This is a genomic window from Mesorhizobium sp. M0239, assembly GCF_040321815.1.
Lineage (GTDB): Bacteria > Pseudomonadota > Alphaproteobacteria > Rhizobiales > Rhizobiaceae > Mesorhizobium.
The window spans coordinates 103,996-126,357 of record NZ_JAMYSG010000010.1; the positions used below are offsets into that span (position 1 = coordinate 103,996).

The 22,362-nt window shown below is 60.9% G+C and carries 17 protein-coding genes and 1 tRNA gene; 12 read left to right on the plus strand and 6 right to left on the minus strand.

Annotation, left to right across the window (positions count from 1 at the left end; translation table 11 throughout):
• The first annotated feature begins 27 nt into the window (after positions 1-27).
• From NKI99_RS12695 to NKI99_RS12705, 3 genes are all read left to right on the plus strand, one after another.
• Positions 28-282 (plus strand): acyl carrier protein, encoded by a 255-nt coding sequence (locus NKI99_RS12695; RefSeq protein WP_013528393.1) that lies wholly within the window; start codon positions 28-30, stop codon positions 280-282.
• A 5-nt stretch (positions 283-287) separates the two neighbouring features.
• A complete protein-coding gene (locus NKI99_RS12700) occupies positions 288-1,496 on the plus strand; it encodes a beta-ketoacyl-[acyl-carrier-protein] synthase family protein (protein ID WP_128304230.1) in 1,209 nt (402 codons plus the stop codon).
• A 165-nt stretch (positions 1,497-1,661) separates the two neighbouring features.
• Positions 1,662-2,366, plus strand: a complete 705-nt coding sequence (locus NKI99_RS12705) for a glutathione S-transferase family protein (RefSeq protein ID WP_352553086.1) — start codon at positions 1,662-1,664, stop codon at positions 2,364-2,366.
• Positions 2,367-2,389: 23 nt separating this feature from the next.
• Here the strand turns inward: NKI99_RS12705 and NKI99_RS12710 are convergent, their stop codons facing one another.
• The 4 genes from NKI99_RS12710 to NKI99_RS12725 all read right to left on the minus strand — a co-directional run bounded on the left by NKI99_RS12710 (position 2,390) and on the right by NKI99_RS12725 (position 6,756).
• Entirely contained in the window at positions 2,390-2,737 is a 348-nt protein-coding gene (locus NKI99_RS12710; protein ID WP_352553299.1) for a hypothetical protein, read from the minus strand.
• 85 nt (positions 2,738-2,822) lie between these two features.
• A complete protein-coding gene (locus tag NKI99_RS12715) occupies positions 2,823-3,443 on the minus strand; it encodes a nucleoside triphosphate hydrolase (protein WP_352610986.1) in 621 nt (206 codons plus the stop codon).
• Positions 3,444-3,553: 110 nt separating this feature from the next.
• Complete coding sequence (locus NKI99_RS12720) at positions 3,554-4,654, minus strand: hypothetical protein (RefSeq protein ID WP_352610987.1); 1,101 nt, start codon at positions 4,652-4,654, stop codon at positions 3,554-3,556.
• 287 nt (positions 4,655-4,941) lie between these two features.
• Positions 4,942-6,756 carry a methyl-accepting chemotaxis protein gene (locus tag NKI99_RS12725; protein WP_352610988.1) on the minus strand — a complete coding sequence of 605 codons (1,815 nt, stop codon included), beginning with the start codon at positions 6,754-6,756 and terminating at the stop codon, positions 4,942-4,944.
• Between the two features lie 403 nt (positions 6,757-7,159).
• Between NKI99_RS12725 and NKI99_RS12730 the strand changes: the two genes are divergently transcribed.
• The 3 genes from NKI99_RS12730 to NKI99_RS12740 all read left to right on the plus strand — a co-directional run bounded on the left by NKI99_RS12730 (position 7,160) and on the right by NKI99_RS12740 (position 9,941).
• Complete coding sequence (locus tag NKI99_RS12730) at positions 7,160-8,047, plus strand: D-alanyl-D-alanine carboxypeptidase family protein (RefSeq protein WP_352610990.1); 888 nt, start codon at positions 7,160-7,162, stop codon at positions 8,045-8,047.
• Between the two features lie 675 nt (positions 8,048-8,722).
• Positions 8,723-9,634, plus strand: coding sequence for a DUF1003 domain-containing protein (locus NKI99_RS12735; protein WP_352610992.1), 912 nt, complete (start codon positions 8,723-8,725; stop codon positions 9,632-9,634).
• Positions 9,635-9,864: 230 nt separating this feature from the next.
• Positions 9,865-9,941, plus strand: a tRNA-Arg gene (locus tag NKI99_RS12740).
• Positions 9,942-10,039: 98 nt separating this feature from the next.
• Here NKI99_RS12740 and NKI99_RS12745 read toward each other — a convergent pair.
• Positions 10,040-10,483, minus strand: coding sequence for a very short patch repair endonuclease (locus NKI99_RS12745; protein ID WP_352610994.1), 444 nt, complete (start codon positions 10,481-10,483; stop codon positions 10,040-10,042).
• Positions 10,484-10,559: 76 nt separating this feature from the next.
• Between NKI99_RS12745 and NKI99_RS12750 the strand changes: the two genes are divergently transcribed.
• Genes NKI99_RS12750 through NKI99_RS12770 form a run of 5 tightly spaced genes read left to right on the plus strand, consistent with a single transcriptional unit; the run spans position 10,560 to position 19,511 of the window.
• Positions 10,560-12,188, plus strand: coding sequence for a DNA cytosine methyltransferase (locus NKI99_RS12750; protein ID WP_352610996.1), 1,629 nt, complete (start codon positions 10,560-10,562; stop codon positions 12,186-12,188).
• 51 nt (positions 12,189-12,239) lie between these two features.
• Entirely contained in the window at positions 12,240-13,757 is a 1,518-nt protein-coding gene (locus NKI99_RS12755) for an ATP-binding protein (RefSeq protein ID WP_352610998.1), read from the plus strand.
• Positions 13,732-16,476 carry a Z1 domain-containing protein gene (locus tag NKI99_RS12760; RefSeq protein ID WP_352611000.1) on the plus strand — a complete coding sequence of 915 codons (2,745 nt, stop codon included), beginning with the start codon at positions 13,732-13,734 and terminating at the stop codon, positions 16,474-16,476. The genes NKI99_RS12755 and NKI99_RS12760 overlap by 26 nt, the downstream gene beginning before the upstream one ends.
• Positions 16,466-17,440, plus strand: a complete 975-nt coding sequence (locus NKI99_RS12765) for a PD-(D/E)XK motif protein (RefSeq protein WP_352611002.1) — start codon at positions 16,466-16,468, stop codon at positions 17,438-17,440. The genes NKI99_RS12760 and NKI99_RS12765 overlap by 11 nt, the downstream gene beginning before the upstream one ends.
• Positions 17,433-19,511 (plus strand): AIPR family protein, encoded by a 2,079-nt coding sequence (locus NKI99_RS12770; protein ID WP_352611004.1) that lies wholly within the window; start codon positions 17,433-17,435, stop codon positions 19,509-19,511. Before NKI99_RS12765 ends, NKI99_RS12770 begins: the two co-directional genes overlap by 8 nt.
• Before the next feature lie 57 nt (positions 19,512-19,568).
• On the opposite strand, the gene NKI99_RS12775 is transcribed toward NKI99_RS12770, so the two are convergent.
• Positions 19,569-20,690: a LacI family DNA-binding transcriptional regulator gene (locus NKI99_RS12775; protein WP_352611006.1), complete on the minus strand. Its 1,122-nt coding sequence runs from the start codon at positions 20,688-20,690 to the stop codon at positions 19,569-19,571.
• A 559-nt stretch (positions 20,691-21,249) separates the two neighbouring features.
• Here NKI99_RS12775 and NKI99_RS12780 point away from each other — a divergent pair.
• A complete protein-coding gene (locus NKI99_RS12780; RefSeq protein WP_023810675.1) occupies positions 21,250-22,212 on the plus strand; it encodes a sugar-binding protein in 963 nt (320 codons plus the stop codon).
• Positions 22,213-22,362 lie beyond the last annotated feature (150 nt).

The following is a 22,362-nucleotide window of genomic DNA, read 5'->3' on the forward strand; positions in this document are numbered from 1 at the left end:
ACGTCGAGATAGTGGGGAAGGAACCGAATGGCCGACCAGCTGGCAACGGATATCATCGCGAAGATCAAGGCTCATGCCGAGCCGGGCGGCGAAGAAATCACCACCACCACCGAATTGACCTCGCTTGGCATCCATTCGCTCGAGCTGACGGAGATTATCTTCGATCTTGAGGAAGAGTATGGCATCGAGATCGAGATGAACACGGTCGACGCCTGGAGCAATCTGAAGAATGTCGGCGACATGGTCGAAGCTGTGCGCGCGCTGATCGCGAAAAAAGCCTGAACTGAATGCGGCAGCGCGTTGTCATCACCGGCATGGGCGGCATTTGCGGGCTCGGCACCAGCGCGCCCGCGATCTGGAACGAGATGCGCGCCGGCCGCTCGGCCATCGGCCAGATCACAAGTCCCCAACTGCATGATTTGAAGGTCAAGGTCGGCTGCGAAATCAAGGCGCTTCCCGATCACGGCATCGACCGCAAGCAGACCGTGTCGATGGACCGCTTCAGCCTGCTGGCGACGATCGCAGCCAGGGAAGCCATGCAGCAGGCCGGCCTGACTTCGAATGAAGCCACCACCTATCGGATGGGCACCGTCGTCGGCGTCGGCGTCTGCGGCTGGGAGGCGATCGAAGAGAGCTATCGTGCCATCCTGGTCGAGGGCAAGAACCGCGCCGGTATCTTCACCGTGCCAAAGGTTATGCCAAGCGCGGCCTCCGGCCACGTCAGCATGAGTCTGGGCCTGCGCGGCCCGGTCTTCGGTGTCACCTCGGCCTGCTCCTCATCCAACCACGCCATCGCCTCGGCCGTCGACCAGATCAGGCTTGGCCGCGCCGACGTGATGGTCGCCGGCGGCACCGATGCGCCGCTGGTCTGGGGCATCCTGAAGGGCTGGGAAGCATTGCGCGTGCTGGCGCCCGACACCTGCCGGCCATTCTCGGCCGACCGCCAGGGACTGTCGCTCGGCGAGGGCGCCGGCATGGCGGTCCTGGAGACGTATGAGCATGCCATGGCGCGCGGCGCCACCATCCTTGCCGAGGTCGCCGGCGCCGGCCTCTCCGCCGACGCCTCCGACATTGTCGCTCCGACCGTCGAAGGGCCGACGGCGGCCATGCGCGCCTGCCTGGCCGATGCCGGCTTCAATCCCGAGGATGTCGACTACCTCAATGCCCATGGCACCGGCACCAAGGCCAACGACCAGATCGAGACGGCAGCGATCAAGCGCGTCTTCGGCGACCATGCCTACAAGCTTTCGGTGTCGTCGACCAAGTCGATGCACGCCCATTGCCTGGGCGCATCGGGTGCGCTGGAGATGATCGCCTGCGTGATGGCGATCCGCGAAGGCATCGTGCCGCCGACGGCCAATTTTCGTGAGGCCGATCCCGATTGCGACCTCGACGTCACGCCGAATGTGCCGCGCGAGCGCAAGGTGCGCGCCGCGATCAGCAACGGCTTCGCGTTCGGCGGCACCAATGCCGTGCTGGCCTTCAAGGCCGTCTGAACGCAAAGGCCGGGCGCGCGATCTGCCCCAAGCAGGCCGTTCCGTTGACTGTTCGCGCGCAACGAAACCCTTGCACGCCATTGATCGTGCCGTGCGCCGCGTCTAATCCTTGGCCGACCCGCCAAAACCGCGCCGCTCGGCGCGAATCCTCATTCAGGAGTTTCCATGGCCGACCTGTCCGCCTTTCCGATCGCAACGCGTTGGCCGGCCAAGCGTCCGGATCAGCTCCAGCTCTATTCGGCGACAACGCCGAACGGCGTGAAGATTTCGATCGCCCTGGAGGAACTCGGCCTGCCTTACGAGCCGCATTGGGTCAACATCGGCCAGAACGAAAGCTGGACACCGGAATTCCTGTCGCTCAACCCCAACGGCAAGATACCGGCGATCATCGATCCGAACGGTCCGGACGGCAAGCCGATCGGCCTGTTCGAATCCGGCGCCATCCTGCTCTACCTCGCTGAAAAGACCGGCCTGCTCATGCCCATCGATGCTGCGCGCCGCTACGAGACCATCCAGTGGGTGTTCTTCCAGATGGCCTCGGTCGGGCCGATGTTCGGCCAGGTCGGCTTCTTCCACAAATTCGCCGGTCGCGAGATCGCCGACAAACGCCCTCTGGAGCGCTATCGTGACGAGTCAAAGCGACTGCTCGGCGTGCTCGACGGCCGGCTGAAGGGGCGCAAGTGGATCATGGGCAATGACTACACCATCGCCGACATCTCGCTGCTCGGCTGGGTGCGCAACCTGATCGGCTTCTACGAAGCCCGCGAACTCGTCGGCTTTGACGATTTCGTCAATGTCTCGCCATGGCTGGAGCGCGGCCTGGCGCGGCCGGCGGTGCAGAAAGGCCTGACCATCCCCGCCAAGGGATAGCCGAACCAGCCTCCGAAGCGCGGCTATTTTGCCTTCGCTTTGGCTTTCGAACCGCCTTTGCCCATGACGGAAGCAGCGAGCGACGCAGCACCTCGGGCGGCGACCATGACCGCGCCGGCAGCGACGTTGGCCGTCGCCTTGGCCGTGCGCATCGCGCTGCCGCTCACGGAGTCGCTGGAGCTTGCGGGCTTCTTCGGCTTTGCGGCTTTCGGCGCGGCTTTCGCTGCGGTCGGCACCACTTTCTTCGGCGCTGCCTTGCCGAAGGCCGGCTTGGCGTCCTTCGAACGGGCTGTCATCGCCGGGCCGGCGCCGGCCTTGGATTGGGTCGCCTTGCCCTTGGCGGGCGCGGGCTTTCTTGCCTTGATTGCCATTGGACCGAATCCCTCTTTTGGCATAATTGCCGTGTCGGGATAACGGCCTGAAAGTCTTAAGGTTCCCCTTGCGCAATCCGTCGAATCAAGCGGAAAGGCCGATCACCAGATCGGCAGCCCGGCGCCGCGCGAGCACGCGTTCGATGTTGGGCAGGTCGTTGGACGCGATCCAGGCGCGCGCATCTTCGTCGGAGCGGCCATGTCCGTGCCAGCGCTCCATCAGGCGGCGCTCGAGTTCGTTGCGCGGCACGTCGACGAAGATCGAGAAATCGAACAGCGGCGCCAGCCGCGACCACGGCTCTTCGTCGAGCAGCAGGTAATTGCCCTCGACCAGGATGAACTTGGTTTCCGTGGCGACGATCGAGGCGGCGGCGCGCGACAGCTCCATGCTGCGGTCGAAGACCGGGATGGCGATATCGGCTTCGCCGGCCCGGATACGCTTCAGCAAGGTTTCGAAACCGGCAAAGTCAAAGGTTTCCGGCGCACCCTTTAGGGTGCGCAAGCCGCGCCGCTCGAGCACGGCGTCGTCATAGTGGAAGCCATCCATCGGCACGACTTCCGAAGCACCTTCGGGCAGCAGTTCATGCAGCCGCGCCGACAGCGTCGACTTGCCGGAGCCTGGTGGCCCGGCAATGGCCACGATGAAGCGGTTTGCCTTGCCGGCACGCTTGAAGATGGTGGCGGCGAGATGGGCGATTTCGGACATGAGAGCCTCTCTGGCAGGAGCTTCAAATCCACCATGTTCCGCATGATGATTTCGGCCACATCTTGGCGGCAGTTCACGGAAATTTCAAACCCTGCGGCCGCGCAATCCCATCAAGCGGGCGCAGGCTGGCCAATGCGCAGGAAATCGCTGTCGAAGGGAACCTCCCGCGTCGCGCCACCCGTCACCAGTCGTATGCGGCCATCCGCCGTCGTGATCGCCTGTGGCGGCTCGCCGCCGGCCAGCGGAATGGCGCCGATGACATGGCGAAAGGACACGCTTTGGCCTTCGCCCAGTGCAAAGGCGGTCGCGACCCCTTCGCGCTTCAGCCAGTTGTCGCCGATCGAGGCGGCATGGCCGACGGCGGCGCGGCCATCCTCGATGCCGAGCACGCCCAGGTGGCGACCGCTCCAGGGCGCGTAGTCGCGCCCGCCATTACTGAGCCACAGCATGGTGATCGGCAGTTCGGCCGGGTTCTTCAGCACCAGCACCAGATCGTCTTCGGCCTCTCGTGCAAGCGCGGTCCAGCCCGGCCCGCCATGATCCGCCTCGACCAGCGTGAGGAAATCCTCGCGGCGGTCGTCCATGCGGTATTCCGTCAGGTCGAGCGTACCGCCGCCGGCGGCGGGGAATTGGCTGAGATCGGCGGATCGTGCCGGATAGGCCAGCAGGAAGCGGCCGCGCGCGGGATCCGGCTCCAGCGGGTCGTCCAGCGTCGCCGCAAACCGCTTCGGCGAAAAGGCCAGCCTGCCGCCGCCCGTCATCGCCGTCATCGGGTGATGCGCGACCGAGATGGCACCATGGCCGCCGGAAAACGCATGCTCCTGGTAGAGGAAGGGATGGCCGTCGCGCAGCGTCAGGATCTTGTCGACGCTGGCACCCATCACCTTGTGCCGCAGGCGGTAGACCGCGCGCCAGCCATCATCCGTCGCGGCACTTTCGGCGATGTCCCAGGCGCTGTTGGCCGGCCAGCCATGCAGCGGCGCTTCCTCGACATCGCTGCGCGAAAACGGCGCGCAGAGAAAATCGCCGGACAGCCGAACCGTACCTTCCGGCAAATTGTCCGGCAGCGTCTCATTCGCATCGACCCAGGGCGCGCGGTGCAGCGGCTTCAGCTGCCGCCCACCACCCTCGACGACCATGTCGGCGATGTGGCCGACCGTGAGGTCGAGCGAAACCGAAATTCCTCGGGCCTTGATGGTCTGGATGGTCATTGCGCTCTCACCGATTCTGCAGGCGCAAACTGGCCTGTTCGGCGGTGGCTGCGCAAGCACCGCAATCGGCATTTTTGCATCAGAATGAGGGTGGCGACTAATCGCCGAACGTCGGCGCTGCCCCCGCTCCGCCTCGCTACGCGAGGCACCTCTCCCCCGCTTTGCGGGGGCGAGGAACCCAAATTCTGCAAGGCTGGCCGTCGAAGTTGGCGGTTCCTCGCCCCACGAAAGTGGGGAGAGGTGGCTCGGCGAAGCCGAGACGGAGAGGGGAATGGCGCTGCCGCCTCCTACTGCCGCTTGTATTCCCGCACCGGCGACTTGGTGCCGTCGGTGTAGGTGACCTGCACCGACATCGATTTCACGCTGTCGGCGACCTTGAAATAGGGCTGGTAGTCGTAGGGGATGGCGTAAGGGTCCTTCTTGTCGCAACGCGGCATCTTGATCTCCTTGTCGAGCGCCGCGCCGTTCAGGCTGTAGTGCACCTGTTTGATGGCGCAGCGGTAGGACAGCATCTGGGTGAAATAGACCAGCCCGTGATTGCCGCTGGCATCGAAGGCGATCCACGAGGTCCAGAACTGGTCGAGGATCTGCTTGTTGCCCTGCTGGAGTGCCGCCTCCGGGTCGAAGCGGATGTCGAACGGGCCGGTCTCGCGGCCCCTGATGTCGAGATATTTGATCGCGATGATGCCGGCCACGGTGCTGTCGGGCATCTCGAAGCTCGGATTGGCCATCGGCTTGCCGGTGGTCTGGTCGTTCATGGCCAGGAAACCGGTGTCGGTGAACGGACCGCTGTCGCCCATGCGCCACGAGATGGCGGTCGCCGGCTCCGGCAGCGAGATGGTCATCGACCAGCCCTGGTTGGAGCGCATCGGCGTCAGCGAAGGCACGAAGCGGGCGGGATCGAGCACGTCGGCAAGCGCTGCCAGCCGGCTGCGGCTGCGGTCCAGCCAGTCGGCCAGCTGCGTCTGGTCGACGAAATATGTGAGCAGCCCGCCATCCTTCTCGTAGGACGTGAACTTGGTCAGCGCCTTGGCCTCGTTGCGCTTGTCGGCCAGCGTCTGGGCGCCGAGCCGGTCTTCGGAAAACTCCTGCGCCAACAGGAAATAGGCCGGCGCGAAATCTGGATTGGCTGATATGAAGGCGTTGAGCTTGTCGACGCGCTGGGCGTCGTCGAACTGCTGGACATGCACCAGCTTGATCGACAGCGCCTTGCCCTTGTCGGCAAGCGCGCCGAACACTTCGCGGGCGCCGGCCTTGCCGTCCTGCACCCGAAGCAGCGTGGCAAAGCGCGTGTAGGGATCGATGGCGTCGACATCGAAGCCGGCAAAGGCAAGGTAGGAGCGCCGTGCATTGAGCATGTCGCCGGACAGCTCGTAGACACGGGCATTGTGGTAGAACTCGTCCGGCCGCTTCGGCTCGGCGATCGCCCCGCCTTGTACGGCCAAGGCGGCAAAGCCCTTGGCAATGGTGTCGATCGAGGCGGCGATCTGCTGCGTCGTCGCTTGCAGCTTCTCGGTCTGGGCCTGCTGCTGCGCCTGGCCGGCGGCCAGCGTCTCGTTCTGCTTCTTCACCTCGTCGGTGGTCTTTTGCACTTCCGCCGTCTGCTGCGTCTGCTGCTGCTGTGCTGAGGCGATCTCATCGGTCTTCTTCGCCACCGTGTCGGTCGACTGCTTGAGCTGTTCGACCGTCTTCTGCGTCTGCGTGACGGTCTGCTCGATCTTGGCCACTTTTTCGGACACGATTCCTATCGACTGCTGCAGCCCGGCAATGGCCGGCACCAGGCTTGCGATCACCCCGTTCTGGGCGTTGGTCTGCTGCTGCAGGCCGTAGACGCCGCCGGCGACGGCCGCCGCTGTTGTGGCGAAGATCAAGGCCGGCAGCGCTCTGGCCGCCAGCACCAGCCTGAGCACGATGGCAATGGCGATGATGATTGCGGCCACCGCGGCGATCAGCGCGATATAGGCGGCGAACGGCGCCAGCGGATTGAGGATGTCTGATACGGCACCCCCGATAAAGGCGACGCTGCCGGCCCATTTGCCGGTGCGGCTGAGCGATGCTCTGATAAGCGAGGGCGCAGCGCCCCCGGCCCCGATGTTCGTCATGCAAGCCCCCAAGCCCTGAGATACCACGCCCCTTCCCACGGGAAACGCGGCCCTGGCAAGGAAAGACACGGGAAACGGGCGTTTTCGGGGCGGCTTCGCAGGCTTGGGTTCCTCGCCCCCACGAATGTGGGGGAGAGGTGGCTCGGCGGAGCCGAGACGGAGCGGGGGAACGGCGCCGGCCGTGCCAGGTAAGGTTGCGATACATTTCGTTTGGAGATGGCGCCCGACGAAATCCCCTCTCCGTCCGCTGCGCGGCCACCTCTCCCCACTTCGTGGGGCGAGGAACCACATCGATGCCCTCGACAATCCTGGGACTGTCAGCCATTAACCAAATGGACGCAACAGCCGCGTTACGTTAGCTTCGTCTCATCTCAGCAACAGCCGACCCAGAACAGTCCTGCCCTTGTCCAACCTGCGTCCCCTTCCGCTCATCCAGAGAGTTTTTGCGGCACTCGCCCTGCTGGTGCTGCTTGCCGGCTGCGCCACGACGCCGCCCGACAGCGTGCTGGCCGTGCCGGCGCCGGCGCAGAAATATGCCGCTATCGTCGTCGACGCCAGGACCGGCAAGCAGCTGTTCGAGGTCAGCTCGACGGCGCAGCGCTACCCGGCCTCGCTGACCAAGATGATGACGCTGTATCTTTTGTTCGAGGCGCTGGAGTCCGGCCGCGTCAGCAAGCAGACGCAGATCCCGGTGTCGGACAACGCCGCCTCGCAGCCGCCAACCAAGCTGCGCTTCCGGCGCGGCGAAAGCATCGACGTCGATTCGGCGATCCGCGCCATCGTCGTCAAATCGGCCAACGACGTGGCCGTGGCGGTCGGCGAATATCTCGGCGGCTCGGAGGTCCAGTTCGCCGCCACGATGACATCCAAAGCCCGCCAGCTCGGCATGACCAGCACCATTTTCCGCAATGCGTCGGGCCTGCCCGACGATGGCCAGATGACGACCGCGCGCGACATGGCGGTGCTCGGCATGGCGCTGCGTCAGCGCTTTCCCCAGCAGTTCCACTATTTCTCCGAAAGCGACTTCATGTTCCGCGGCCGGCTGGTGCGCGGCCACAACGACATGCTCGGCCGCGTGCGCGGCGTCGACGGCATCAAGACCGGCTACATCAGGGCCTCGGGCTTCAACATCGTTACCTCCTACAACGCCGACGGCCGCAATTTGATCGTCGTGGTGATGGGCGCCGACTCAGCCCGCCAGCGCAACGACCATGTCGAAGCGTTGATCCAGCGGAGCCTGTCGCCGACGGCGGACGGCGCCAAGACCAGGCTGATGTTCGCCGAGCAGTAGTGGCCGCGGCGCGGTTCGCGTCTGGGTGCGCGGTGACGGATAGGAATTTTTTCTTGACTGGTGAGGGCAGCTACGCTACTATTTTGGGTATGGTGCTGAGTCGCGCCAATTGATCCACTGGAAACGTGACCCGCCCGCAAGGCGGGTTTTTTATTGCCCGCCGCCGTGCAGAACCTTGCGCACGTTGGCGGGACAGCACCCCCCCTCTGTCCTGCCGGATGTTCGTCGCTCGGAAAGCCAAGCAATTGGCTTTCCGCCCGCTGCGCGGACCGCTCCTCAACCCCCGCAAGGGGGGAGATCAGCGGCTTCGGCGCTACGCTCACTCATGTGACGGTGGAAATTGGCGAAAGCCGGGATGACAGCCAATCTCCCTCCTTGCGGGGGAGATGTCCGGCAGGACAGAGGGGGGTGATTGGCGCTAACATCGGACAAGTTCTTCACCGCAAGCGACAGCTTATGGCATGGCCCTCCGGTCTTCGCTCCCGCTCCGCCCATGGATGACGAAGTTGGGCAATCTCGAACCTCGCCCTGAGCCTGCGAAGAGTGGACTGCCGGCAGCATCGAAGCCCATCGCCTCCTGCCCTCGATCAAAAACACTTGTAGTCCCACGAAAATCCGTCGCGATGCTGGCGATGTTGCGGCATACGTCGCCCAGCACCCTCAGGAGCCCGCATCATGAGCACCGTCCCCAAAACGCCCGAGCAGGCGGAAGACAACCAGCACGACAGCGGCGGCGAATATTTCGAGGCGCCGATCCTTGGCGAGCTGGAGGCCGATCCGGTGTCGGACGAGCACTTCGAGACGCCCGAAGTGCCGGACTCCGAACCTGCGGGCCCAGGCGCCCACCGCGGCAAGCCGAAGAAAAAACCGTCGGCCATATCGGGCCGCAAATTCCGCAAGCGCGATCTGGTGCGCATCGACACGCTGCGCCCGAGCCTCGCCGACCGCATCCGGTCGGACCATCCCGACCTGCCGGCCGGCGCCCGCATCAGCCGCGCCGAGCTCGGCCGCTACCGCATGCGCTACATGGAGGAGCTTCCCCAGCAGGAGCACGGCGAATTCTCCGAGCTCGACCGCCAGGTGGTCGAATCGATTGCGAGACAAGACACCATTTCCGAAAACTCGGAAGAGGAATTCGAGGAGCACCGGACGTTCGCCGACCGCGTCTCCGACAACATGGCGGCCTTCGGCGGCAGCTGGTGGTTCCTGATCTCGTTTGGCAGCGTGCTGCTGGTGTGGATCGGCATCAACCTGATCGCCGGCATGAGCAGCGCCTTCGATCCCTACCCCTTCATCCTGCTCAACCTGCTGCTCTCCTGCATCGCCGCCATCCAGGCGCCGATCATCATGATGAGCCAGAGGCGGCAGGAGTCCAAGGACCGCCTGCGCTCCTTCAACGACTACCGCGTCAACCTCAAGGCCGAGCTCGAAGTGCGCCATCTGCACGAAAAGCTCGACTACCTCATCTCGCGCCAATGGACACGCCTGGCCGAAATGCAGCAGATGCAGCTGGACGCGATGCACGAGCTGACCGGCGCGAAGAAGCCGAAACGTGCGGTGCGCCGGCGGCGGACGGTGCAGGGGTGAGGCGGGGTGAGTAGTGGTCCGCGCAGCGGACAAATAGCCAATTGCTTGGCTTTTCGAACTACGAACGCCCTGAGCCTGCGAAGAGCTGGATGGGTCGTAGCCCAGACGCACCGAGCCAAGTCGCCGCGCCAATCTCCAATTGCCCGTTGAAGCTCGCCCCGGCTTCCGCTAAGAAGCCGTGACTTGCCGGTTCACCGGCTGGTTCGTTTTCCGGATCGTCGATCCTGAGAGCACCCGTAGCTCAGCTGGATAGAGCGCTGCCCTCCGAAGGCAGAGGTCACAGGTTCGAATCCTGTCGGGTGCGCCAGGTCAGGCTCTTAAAAATGCTGCTGTTTTCTTTCCGAAACCAGCGCTTGGTCTGTAACGAAGCACAGTATCATTGCTTGGGACAATGGGTTTTAAGTATCAGTTTCCACCGAGTTCAAAGCGGGAACTCGTGCCACACAACCAGTGTGCCAGCCCAGCAGCGGCAGTATCGACCCCACGAGCCCGCAACGCGCATTCCCATACCACAGCCACTCTCCATCCGGCGATTATCAACTCTCTCTGATTTCGCCGATCGCGATCGACGTTCGCCAGAAACTTAGACTGCCAGAATTCTCCACGTGTCCTCGGTGTTGTGGCAAACCCGCAGCCTGCATGTCGATGCCAGAAGCAGCCATGCACGAAACAGACGGCGCCGAAGCGGGGAAAGACGATATCAGGCCGGCCGGGGAGTTTGGTCGTGTGAAGGCGAAAGCGTATGCCTCTCGAGTGCAATGCCCTGCGAAGCATGACTTCGGGTCGGGTGTTCTTCCCCTTTATACCCGCCATCATCCTCGATCGAGTTGCGGCGTCAACGACGTCCATTACTGGCCTACCTTTACTTTCAAAACGAAACCTGGGATGACGTGAGCAGAGTTCCTTCAAGATGAATGATCAATGCATGTCCGATCCGATAGCCATCGTGGACCTCTTCTCCGGCCCGGGCGGCCTAGGTGAGGGATTCTCTGCCTGCCGGGGACTGGATGGCAAGAGAAGATATAGGATCAGCCTGTCGATCGAAAAGGAGGAGTCCGCCCATCGAACACTCCGGATGCGAGCATTCCTGCACCAGTTCGAAACATTTCCTCCAGAGTACTACGCTTGGCTCAATGGGAAAGTCGAAGAGCCGGACTGGAAGAAAGTCTTTCCAAAGGAATGGGCGATAGCGGAGGATCAGGCCCGCTGTATGGAACTAGGCAACAATGGGTGCACACGCTTCCTCCAAGACCGCCTCGCGGCGATCCGGGAGCAACACGGCGGACGGACGCTGCTTATCGGCGGGCCTCCCTGCCAAGCCTATTCTCTTGTCGGGAGGGCAAGAAACAGTGGAATCGCCGGATATGACCCTGAACTCGATCATCGAAATTTTCTCTATGACGAGTACGTGAAAGTACTGGAATATCTCGAGCCCGCTGCCTTCGTGATGGAAAACGTGAAGGGCATGCTGTCAGCTACCATTCAAGGCAACGCTATATTCGGGCAGGTCATGAAGGACTTGAGGAATGCCGGTGGGAAGGACAATTACCAGCTCTTTGCCCTTGGCACCGAGTTCCTACGGTCGACCGAGGAGACGCGCCCGCAGGATTTTGTGGTGCGCGCGGAGCAATATGGTGTGCCCCAAGCACGGCATAGAGTAATTGTAGTCGGCCTCAGGCAGGATGTGGTGGATGGTCTGCCGAAGCAACTGCACCCGCATTTGGAGCGCAAACCGGCGGCCGTCTCCGTCTCGATGGCTTTGAGCGGTATGCCGCGCATGCGCAGCGGCCTCAGCAAGTCTGACAGTGACGATGCGTGGGAAGCCGCTATGAAAGAGGCGACCAAGATGGTCAAGCAGGCCGTAGCGGATCTGTCCTCTGTGAAGCGTGCAGCCCTTCGTACCGAACTTGCTCGGTTGGAGAGTGAGTACCAGTCGATTATTTCCAGAGGTGGTGATGTCGAAGGTGGCTTGGTCTTGCCGGCCGCCTGCCCGCCTGATCTGCAGACATGGCTTCTTGACTCGCGCTTAAACAGGCTTCCGCAGAATAAAACCCGTGGGCATATGCCATCCGATCTCGGACGTTATCTGTTCGCAGCATGCTATGGTCGGGCATTCGGCGTCAGCCCGAACGCGTCAGACTTCCCACAGGCCCTGGCCCCAAATCATCGGAACTGGTCCACTGGGAAGTTCAGTGACCGCTTCCGCGTCCAGCTGGCGGGTCGGCCGTCAACGACAGTCACGAGCCACATTTCGAAGGACGGGCACTACTTCATTCACCCTGACCCCGCGCAATGTCGCAGTCTGACTGTTCGAGAAGCGGCTCGGCTCCAGACGTTCCCTGACAATTATGTGTTCTTAGGAACCCGGACGCAGCAATATGTCCAGGTGGGAAATGCAGTTCCCCCCTTTCTTGCGCGGCAGATTGCGGATGCCCTTCTGCCCGTCTTCGCCTTCGCAGACACGAAACGGTTTCTGAGCCGGGACCAAACCTACGATCGTGGATGGCCAAGCTTACGGCAGAGACCGAATAAGCATCGAATTAGTATTGCATAGAGCCCGCGAATAGCGTTCAAAGGCGTGCAAGACAATAATACGTGAAAGTACATGAATAAGTTTGCAGGGGAGCGATTGGCTGACGCAACGCCGCATGCTGCGTCGTTGATCGAGGGACTTCGCGATATCGGGTATTCCCTTGAGACCGCACTGGCCGACATTGTGGATAATTCGATAACTGCTAGAGCTCGGCGAGTGGAAATACTCACCGAGACCGCCGCAGACGAGCCTGCCATCGGCGTCCTCGATGACGGTGACGGTATGACGGAAGCGGAGCTGGTTGCTGCAATGCGGCCCGGCAGTCAAAATCCACTGGCCGTCCGTCACAATCTCGACCTTGGCCGATTTGGTCTCGGCATGAAGAGTGCGAGCTTCTCACAGTGTCGTCAGCTTACCGTGGTCACCAAGAAGAATGGGGTCACATCGTCTGCGGCTTGGGATCTAGACAGGATCGCAGAAACCAATCGTTGGGAGATCCAGCTCGCTGCCGATCCGAGCAACCACATCTGGGCAGAGAAGATCGGGCAGTCAGGGACGCTGGTGCTCTGGCAGAAGCTGGATCGGATTTCCGGCGGCTTCGCGCACGATCACGCGAAACGCGCTGAACAGATCAATCGTCGGATGGCCTCTGCGGAGCGACAACTCCGGCTGGTCTTTCATCGGTTCATGGGGGGGGCGACGTCGTCCCTGAAACTCCTACTGAATGGACGATTACTCAAGCCCATAGACCCTTTCGCTCTCGACCACCCGGCGACGATCAAGGATCCCGAAGATCTGCTCCACCTGCAAAACGGCGATGTCGTAATCCAAAGCGTGACCTTACCGCATCATAAGCAAATGACGCAGACGGCATGGGACGAGATCGGCGGACCGGAAGGCCATCTCAAGTCGCAAGGCTTTTACCTCTATCGCGGTCGTCGACTGATCCTCCACGGCACTTGGTTTGGACTTTGCCGTCAATCGGAATTGATAAAACTGTGTCGCGTGCGTGTCGACATTCCAAACAGCATGGATTCGGAATGGAACATTGACGTCAAGAAGTCCTCCGCCCAACTGCCTCCGATCGTCAGGGAGCGGCTGAAAAAGGTACTTGAAAGGATTTCTGACGGATCTCGACGAACGTACAAGCGCCGAGGACAGAAGCTCGTCGACGAGAGCAGGATGCCATTGTGGCACCGAGTGTTGGTGGGGGACACCATTCGATATCGCCCCAACTCAGAGCACCCTGCTTTCACCGAGTTTGCAGATAGCCTTCCGGTGGAGCTCAGGGCCGGATTTTTCAATTGCGTTGCCTTGGTAGGAGCATCACTGCCGATTGATGCATTGCACGCAGACATGGCTGGTTCCGCTGAGCATATTGCTACTGACGAAGTAGATGAGAGTGCACTGGCTCAGGCCGTTACGGCCACACTGCATCGCTTGCTCCATCGAGGCCTTGACGCCAAAACCATCTCTAGCATGCTCAAGGATATAGAGCCGTTCCGATCTTCATGGGACGCTACAAGGCGTATTATCGACAAGGCGTTGGGGGCGCCGAACGAATATGAATCAAGATCTGCAGAAGCTTGAAGATATTGTCTCTGCCCAGCTGGCAGGCGAGATCCGACCCACAGGTCAGACCATCCGGGAGATCATTGCCGAATTTCGCCAGATGCGGATGTACGCTGGGAAGGTCAGCGACGTCGAGGCTGAGCAGCTCGCCCGGCTCCTGGAAGAGAAACATGGAATTTCCATGGGGCTCGGCGCAATCGTCGATGCCTCCGACTTCAAACCTTGGCTCCGTGATGCGAAGATTGGAGGTCTGATAGACCCATATTACTGGGATCGATATCGCCAGCTGCTAGGCAAGAACGGGCTTCCTCCCGGCGTCATACGGTCGACGGACGAAGTCACAGACAAGATCCTAGATCGGTTGGGCGATCCGAGGGACATGAGCAGTTGGAGCAGAAGGGGCATGGTGGTGGGCCATGTCCAGAGCGGGAAGACCGCCAACTACACCGGCCTGGTATGCAAGGCCGCCGACGCTGGATATCGGCTCATCATCGTCATAGCGGGCATCCATAACAATCTGCGCAATCAAACGCAGGCCAGACTGGATGAGGGTTTCATAGGCCGTGACACGGCTCGATTGGCCTCCGTCGACAAAGGGAAAAAGCAAAAGATCATTGGCGTCGGTAATTTCGACCAGCGCCATTTTCCGGTTTCCCTGACCAACAGCATCAGGGACTTTAACAAGGCGACCGCCACCACCAACACCAGTCAGATCGGCTCCTACAACGTGCCGGTCATCCTGGTTATCAAGAAGAACGCCAGCACGTTGAAAAATCTGGTCGAGTGGCTGAGCGAACACTCGATGGCATCAGCATCGGAGTTGGTCGAACAGCCCATGCTGTTGATCGACGACGAAGCCGACAACGCCTCCATTAACATCAAGCATGGCAAGGATGAGGTTGCGAGGATCAATGGACAGATCCGAGAACTGCTCGGCCTGTTTCGTCGCAGCTGTTACGTGGGATACACGGCAACACCATTCGCTAATATATTCATTGACCCAGATAGGGAGGATGAGGTCTTCAAGCAGGATCTATTTCCTCGCCATTTCATCATCGGGCTCGATGCACCCACCAACTATTTCGGCGCACACAAAGTCTTTGTGGAAAATCGAGATCAGCATGTCCGCCACATAACGGACAATGTCGAGACTCTGCCGATCGGACACAAGATCGATCATCAACTACCCGATCTGCCCCCAAGTCTTGTCATTGCAGTCCGAACCTTCCTTGTCGCGAGAGCGATCCGGAATGCCAGAGGACAGCAGGGTCAGCATGCTTCGATGCTAGTCAACGCGTCCCGCTTTACTGGAATTCAGGGAAAGCTGAGAGGTCAGATCGCGGATCTTGTGGGCAATATCAGAAGCGCGGTGACGGTCGACGCTGGCAAAGGCGCTGCAGCACTCAACAATCCGGAGATCGCCGCGCTTCGCGATGCATGGGAACTCGAATTTGCGGCACTCGACGACGGTCCCGAGTGGTCAGAAATTCAGGAAGGGCTGCATGAGGTTCTCGCCGCAGCACAAGTCATCGAAGTGAACAGCAGCAAGACCTCGAGCCCATTGAGCTATGACATTGGAGGCGAGTTCGGTCTTACGGTCATCGCAGTAGGCGGGTTCTCGCTTTCTCGGGGGCTCACGTTAGAGGGCCTGACAGTGTCGTATTTCCTGCGAAACTCCATGATGTACGACACGCTCATGCAGATGGGGAGATGGTTCGGGTACCGGAACGGCTATGAAGACCTTTGTCGTATCTGGATGCCAACCGAAGGTGTGGGTTGGTATGCTCATATCTCCGAGGCGATGGACGAGCTGCAGCTCGACCTCAAGCGCATGGAGCTAGCCAAGGCGACGCCAGAGGACTTCGGCTTGGCGGTGCGGAGCCACCCAGAAACACTGATAGTGACCGCGAGGAACAAGATGGGCTCCGGTCAGCTCATCCCCATGAAGGTTGGTCTCGCCAACAGGTTCATAGAAACGACACGCTTGTCCTCCGTAGAGGATACGCTTAGGCACAATCGTAGGGTCGCACAGGCGTTCGTCGAAGAACTACGCGCGGCCGGCTTCGTCGCAGATGTTTCAACGAAGGTTCCCCGCGGCTATCTTTTCCGCGAGGTGTCGGTGGCACTGGTCCGGGACTTCCTCATACGCTTCCGGAATGACCGCGTGGATCCCATTACTGATCCACTGCTTGTCGGACGCTACATTGACGAGCGTCTTGACGGCGAACTCAAGGATTGGGACGTCCTCTTGGCGAGCGTGAACGATGATGACGCGCAATTGCGGTCATTCGTTCTCGGGCCGCCGTTGGGTCAGGCAATTCGGAATGTTGGCCCCGGCGACTTGGCGAAGGACATACTGTCCATCAGTGGATCCAGCCGCCGGCTCGGATCTCCTGGAGATGAGAAAGTGGGGGTTAACCCTCTGAAGGCTGCCGCCGCTTTGGAAGCCTTCAAGAAAGAACTCGAGGCTAGTAACCAACCGGCCCCAAAGACCATTCCTGACCGGATCTACCGTGAAGTTAGGGACTTTCCGCTTCTGATACTTCGTCTCATCAAAATTGGCACCGAAAGTGGGGAGACAAAGATTCCTGGGGATCCCGTTGTCGCATGGAGCATCAGTTTTCCGGGTTCCGAGCTCAATGGCGGTCGAGTCGAGTACGTGGTGAATACCATAAAAATGCGGGAGCTGTTCGGCGCCGATGAAGACGAGGAGGAGGCCGCCGGTGATGCAGTCTGACAGCCCTTGGAACGGCCTGGGCAGGAGTGGTGTCGACTCTCGTCGCGTGGACCAATTCGGTAAGTGGAACTTCTTCTGGACCGTGATGCCAAAACAGGATCCTGCTCTTGCGTTGGTCCTCTCATCGGCGCCGGTCGAGCCCGCAAAACTACCTGCATTGCGAAGCCTCGAAACTGGATTTGCCGCGTTGTCCGTAGGTCCAACTTTCTATCTCCGCTTGAAGGACTTGGACCAGTTGGATCTCTTTGAAGCGCTCTGTCGGGACGTTGTGCACTTTGCCGAGGGCGCCAAGACCGAGGATGAGGCGTTAGATCGGCTGATTGGGCGAACCAACCGTTGGCATCATCTGCTCCGCGGAGGGCGAGGCCATCTGCTGACAGAAGAGGAGCAGAAGGGTCTCATCGGAGAGTTGACAGTGCTTATCCGCCTCGTTGCGCTGATTGGCCCGCAGGCAGCGATCGCCGCCTGGAAGGGACCCACAGGTTCGCCGAAGGACTTCGAAATGCATGGTCATTGCATCGAAGTGAAGAGTCGTCGAGCGGCGGCACAGCCCTTTCTGCAAATATCGAACGAGTTTCAACTTTCCGACGTGGAAGGGCATCGACTCTGGCTTTGCGTGCTTGCTGTGGACAAGGTGGTCAGCCCATTCGGCGAGACACTCAATGACATCGTTAAGAAGGCCGGCTCATTTCTACTCCAAGCCTCTGCGTTGATCGCCGAAGATTGGGATCGGTGTCTGAGCGCAGCGGGCTACCGACAAGAAGATGACTATAACGATTTCCGATGGGTGGTCAGCTCGCCAGCTTGGCATGAGGTCGCTGCCGGGTTCCCCCGCGTCGACCTGCCACTGCCGCAGGGCGTTACCGATCTCAAGTACACGATAGCTCTGGCGACCTGCGAACCCTTTGCCATCGATACGAGCAAGCTGGAATTAGTGTTGTCAGAAGGATACGCGAATGTCTGATCTCGCGACCTACTATCAGGAGTTGATGGCCGAAGTGAGGTTCGACGCCGACGTCTCTGGCATTCTCACTGTTGAGGCGTTTTTCGACAAGGTGCAAGGGCGCCTGACCGAGGCTGGCGAGCTCGAAACAACCGACCGCGCCTTCTACGAGAGTGGCGAAAAAGGAAATCGACTGCGGATCGATGGGTACGGTGGCGATCCACGTGATGCCGACGGCGTTCTTGGCCTCGTAGTATGCGACTTCAAGGATTCTGAAGGATTCGAGACCATCGGAAAGTCGGATCTTCCCCCGCTGTTCAATCCCCTTGTTCGCTTTCTCAAGGAGGCCCGGAAGAAAGAGTTTCGGGATAGTCTCAACGAGGTCAGTCCTGGTTTCCAAGTGTCCGACCTACTCATTACCACGTGGTCGCACGTCACAAAGGTCAAGTTGATCCTCCTTTCCAACAGGCATTACGTCGGCAAAGTTGATGCAATGCCGGCAGGGGATCTTGGCGGGATCCCAGTCACCTACAATGTCTGGGATCTCGCGCGTTTCGAAAGGTACGACCGATCTGGTCAAGCACGCGAGGACATGGTCATAGACTTCGCGGGCGAGTTCGGGGGCGCCCTTCCAGCCTTGAAGGCTTCGCGGCGCGGCTCTGATCTCGATAGTTACCTGATGATCATTCCGGCGCCTCAGCTTGCGGCGATCTATGATCGGTGGGGCGCGAGATTGCTGGAAGCGAATGTGAGAAGCTTCCTGCAGGCGAGGGCCTCCACGAACAAGGGTATACAGCGTACCATCCGTGATACGCCCGGGCTATTCTTCTCGTACAACAACGGAATCTCCGCGACAGCCGATGCCTTGGACACCACGCAGGGCGACGCGGGCCTGCAGGTGACCCGAATTACCAATCTCCAGATTGTGAACGGAGGTCAGACAACTGGTTCGGTCCACGCGGCCTTGAGGGCCATGAAGGACAATCTCGAGGACGTGTTCGTTCAGATGAAGCTGACGGTGGTTCCGCCCGAGCGATCGGAGGAAATAGTTCCGAAGATCTCCGAGTACGCCAATACGCAGAATAAGGTAAATGCGGCTGACTTCTTCGCGAACCACCCCTTCCATGTGCGGATGGAGCAGTGCTCCCGCTCCCTACTTGCCCCGCGGGCAGAGGGCAGCCATCTGGAGACCAAGTGGTTCTACGAACGCGCGCGAGGGCAGTATCTCGACGCGCGTTCCAAGCTAACCGATGCCCGCCGGAAAAAGTTCGAGCTTGAGTTTCCAAAGTCACAACTGCTGACGAAAACGGATCTTGCCAAATACGAGTTCTCCACAATCGGTGAACCGCACACCGTGTCGACTGGCGCCCAGAAGAACTTCGGCAAATTCGCCCAACAGATAGGCGACGCCTGGACAAAGAGCGACGCGAAGTTCGATGACGTCTGGTTCAAACGCCTCATCGCCAAGGCCATAATGTTCCGCTCTCTTGAGGCCAGCGTCCCGAAGCAATCTTGGTATGAGGGCGGTTACCGGGCCAACATCGTAACCTACGGTATCGCAAAGGTGTTCCACGATGCGATGCAATCCGGAAAGCACATCATTGATCTGGATGCAGTGTGGCGCAAGCAGGCGGTGCCGGAGCCCTTGATGAGGGCACTGCTGATCGCCGGAGAGGCGTCCGCTAAGGCAATTGTGTCGCCGCCGGCCGGCGTCCGGAACATGAGTGAATGGGCGAAGAAGCAGGCATGCTGGTCAGAGGTGCGTGGCCTAAAGCTGGACTATGACAGTGATTTCGACAGCTGTTTGATCGATCCTGATGATGCGCGTGCCGAAGTGCGCCAAGCCAAGAGTGCTCGGTCTATTACATCTGGCGTGGAGGCGCAGATCAAAGTGGCTAAAGCCGGCGGGGCATTCTGGGCACAGCTCTTGGAATGGGGGCGCGCGAAACGGAAGCTTTCGCCGGGCGAGGCCAAGGCACTCGAGAGCTGTGCGAGCTACCCGCGACGCATTCCGACGGACCTTCAGTGTCAGCAGGCCGTATCTGTTCTGGAGAAGTTAAAGGAGGATGGCTACACGGAGGCCGTCAACTAGTATGCCGCAGGAGCAGTTGGGCGAGGACGGGTTGGATTCCAAAAAATCTATCTTGTGTCAGCCGGCCGCCACCCCCCTCACACTCTCCCGCTCCACCAGCGGACACTCCAGCTTGGTGATCGGATAGCGCCCCCGTCCAGGCGCTGCCGGCGCCTCCAACTGCTCGATCGCCCATTGGCCCATCGCCATGTGCGGCAGGATCGAGGTGGTCAGTGGTGGGAACAGATGCCTGGCGATTTCCTCGTCGTCGTAGCCGACCACGGAAATGTCCTGCGGGATGTGCAGGCCGGCTTCCTTCAGCGCTTCGTAGCAGCCGATCGCTGTGCGGTCGTTCTGGCAGAAGATGGCGGTCGGGCGGTCTTTCAGCGCCAGCAGCTTGACGGTCGCGGCGTAGCCGGCGCTGGCCGACCAGTCGCCCTCGACCACCAATTCGCCGTCGAACGGGATGTCGGCGGTGGCGAGCGCGCGGCGGTAGCCTTTCAGCCGGTCTTGTGCGGCCTGCATCCACGGCTCGCCGGTGATGGTGGCGATGCGGCGGTGGCCGTGGCTGATCAGGTGGCGGGTCGAGCTCTGGCCGCCGGCGATCTCGCTCGGCACCACGGCGGGGAAGGCGTAATCCGCCGTGTAGCAATTGAGCAGGATCACCGGAATGTCGAGGCCGTAGAGATAGTCGGGCGCGGTGATCTCGCGGGTGAAGATGGTCATGTAGATCAGCGCCGAAATGCCCCGCTTGGTGAGTGCGGCGATGGCGCGCGGCTCCATGACGGAATCGCCCAGCGTCTGCGCCACCAGAAGCACGTTGCCGGCATTCCACGAGGCCTGGCGCGCGCCCTCGATGGCGACGACGGCCTCCGGGCTGGTGGCGAGCTGGTCGACGGCAAAGCCGATCACCCCGTCGAGTCCTTCGAAGGCGGGCCCCTCGAAGGCAGGCAAAGCCGGGTGAAGGGCCTCGAAGGCGGGCGCGGCATAGCCAAGCGTCCGCGCGGCTTCGATCACCCGTTCGCGGGTCTGCTGCGACAGCTTGATCCCCGGCGAATTGTTGAGCACGAAGGAAACGGTCGCCTGCGAGCAGCCGGCGGCCCTGGCGATGTCGATCATGGTGACGCGACCCTTGGTGCCCTTGGCCGCCGCCTTGCGCCGCCTCGCCGTGTCGCTGGCCCGATCCGTCGTCTCGCTCATGGCAAATCCCAGTCTGGCAGGCCGGTCAGGCCGGCAAGATGGCGTGGCGCCGTCGATTTATAGAGATATCATCAAGATCGTTTATAACTATTAGTATGCCGGAGGTCCATCCGCCATGGACCTTCATACAAGCCAAAGCTCAAATGACAAAAGGCTTGGGCCACGGCGCAGCCGTGGCGGCGGCTCGCCCACGGATATGCCGCGAAACCGCTGGCATGGCCCCGAAACTAATACTGTTTACTAATACAAAAATGCGCTGTACCGTCGATCGTCGCGTCCGGCCCGGTTGGTCCGGGGCGGCGGGAGAGTACGAAAAATGGTCCGGTGGCGAGCGGATCCTACCTCCGCGAGCCTTGTCTCGGATATGTGATATGTCAGACAAATCGGACTATTTACGAACGAAGGATGAGTCTCTAAGGTCCATGATCGTGGCTGGAACGACGCCATTCTTTCGGTGCCGGGAACCCCTTTGAGGAGGAGGGCGTCCACGCTGCAAACGGCAAATCAGGTCAGTGCAAGATCGGCCGGTCCAACGACTGAGCCAAACGGGAGGTTGAACATGAAATCCTTGATACGCAATGCATCCGTAGCCGCGGCCGCGCTGCTGCTTGGCCTGTCGGCCACGGCAATCGCGCGCGCCCAAGACAAGCCGACGCTGGCCTTCGTCGTCAACGGCGCTTCCGATTTCTGGAAGGCCGCCGAAGCCGGCGTCAAGAAGGCGCAGGGCGAACTGCCCGACTATACGCTCGAGCTCAAATATCCCGAGCAGTCCTCGGTCGCCATCCAGCAGCGGCTGATGGACGATCTGGTCACCGCCGGCGTCAAGGGCATCATGGTCTCGGCTGTCGATCCCAAGACCTCGACCGATGGGTTGAACAAGATCGCTTCGGAAACGGCGCTGTTCACCACCGACTCGGACGCCCCGCAGACCAAGCGCGTCGCCTATATCGGCTCGTCCAATGTCGATGCCGGCAAGCAGGCGGCCGAAATCGCCAAGAAGGCAATGCCCGATGGCGGAAAATGCCTCGGCTTCGTCGGCCTGCTCGGCGCCGACAACGCCAAGGAGCGCATCCAGGGCATGAAGGACGGCCTGGCCGGCACCAAGATCGAACTGATCGACGTGCGCGGCGACGACATCGACCAGGCGCGCGCCAAGAAGAACGTCGAGGACGCGCTGGTCGCCAGCCCCGACGTCACCTGCATGGTCGGCTTCTACTCCTACAATACGCCGCGCATCTATGAAGCGCTGCGCGACGCCGGCAAGCTCGGCTCGATCACCGTCGTCGGCTTCGATGACGATCCGATCACGCTGGGCGGCGTCAAGGAAGGCACCATTGCCGCCACCGTCGTGCAGCAGCCCTTCGAATGGGCCTATCAGGGCATGAAGCTGATGGCTGCCTATCTCAAGGGCGACAAGTCGGGCATCCCGGAAGGCAACCTCATCATCATCCCGACCAAGATCATCGGCAAGGATGACGTCGACGCCTACGCCGCCAATCTGAAGGCGATGGCCGGAAAATAAGACTTAAAGCAGTTCAGCCGGCTCAACGTCGCTTGGGCCGGCTGCTCGCATTGACGAACACCGCGAGGATCGTCAGTCTGCCAAAAGCCAAGAGCATGATCCCGAAAAGTGGAAGCCGGTTTTCTCGGACAAACGGGAAACCGTTTTGTC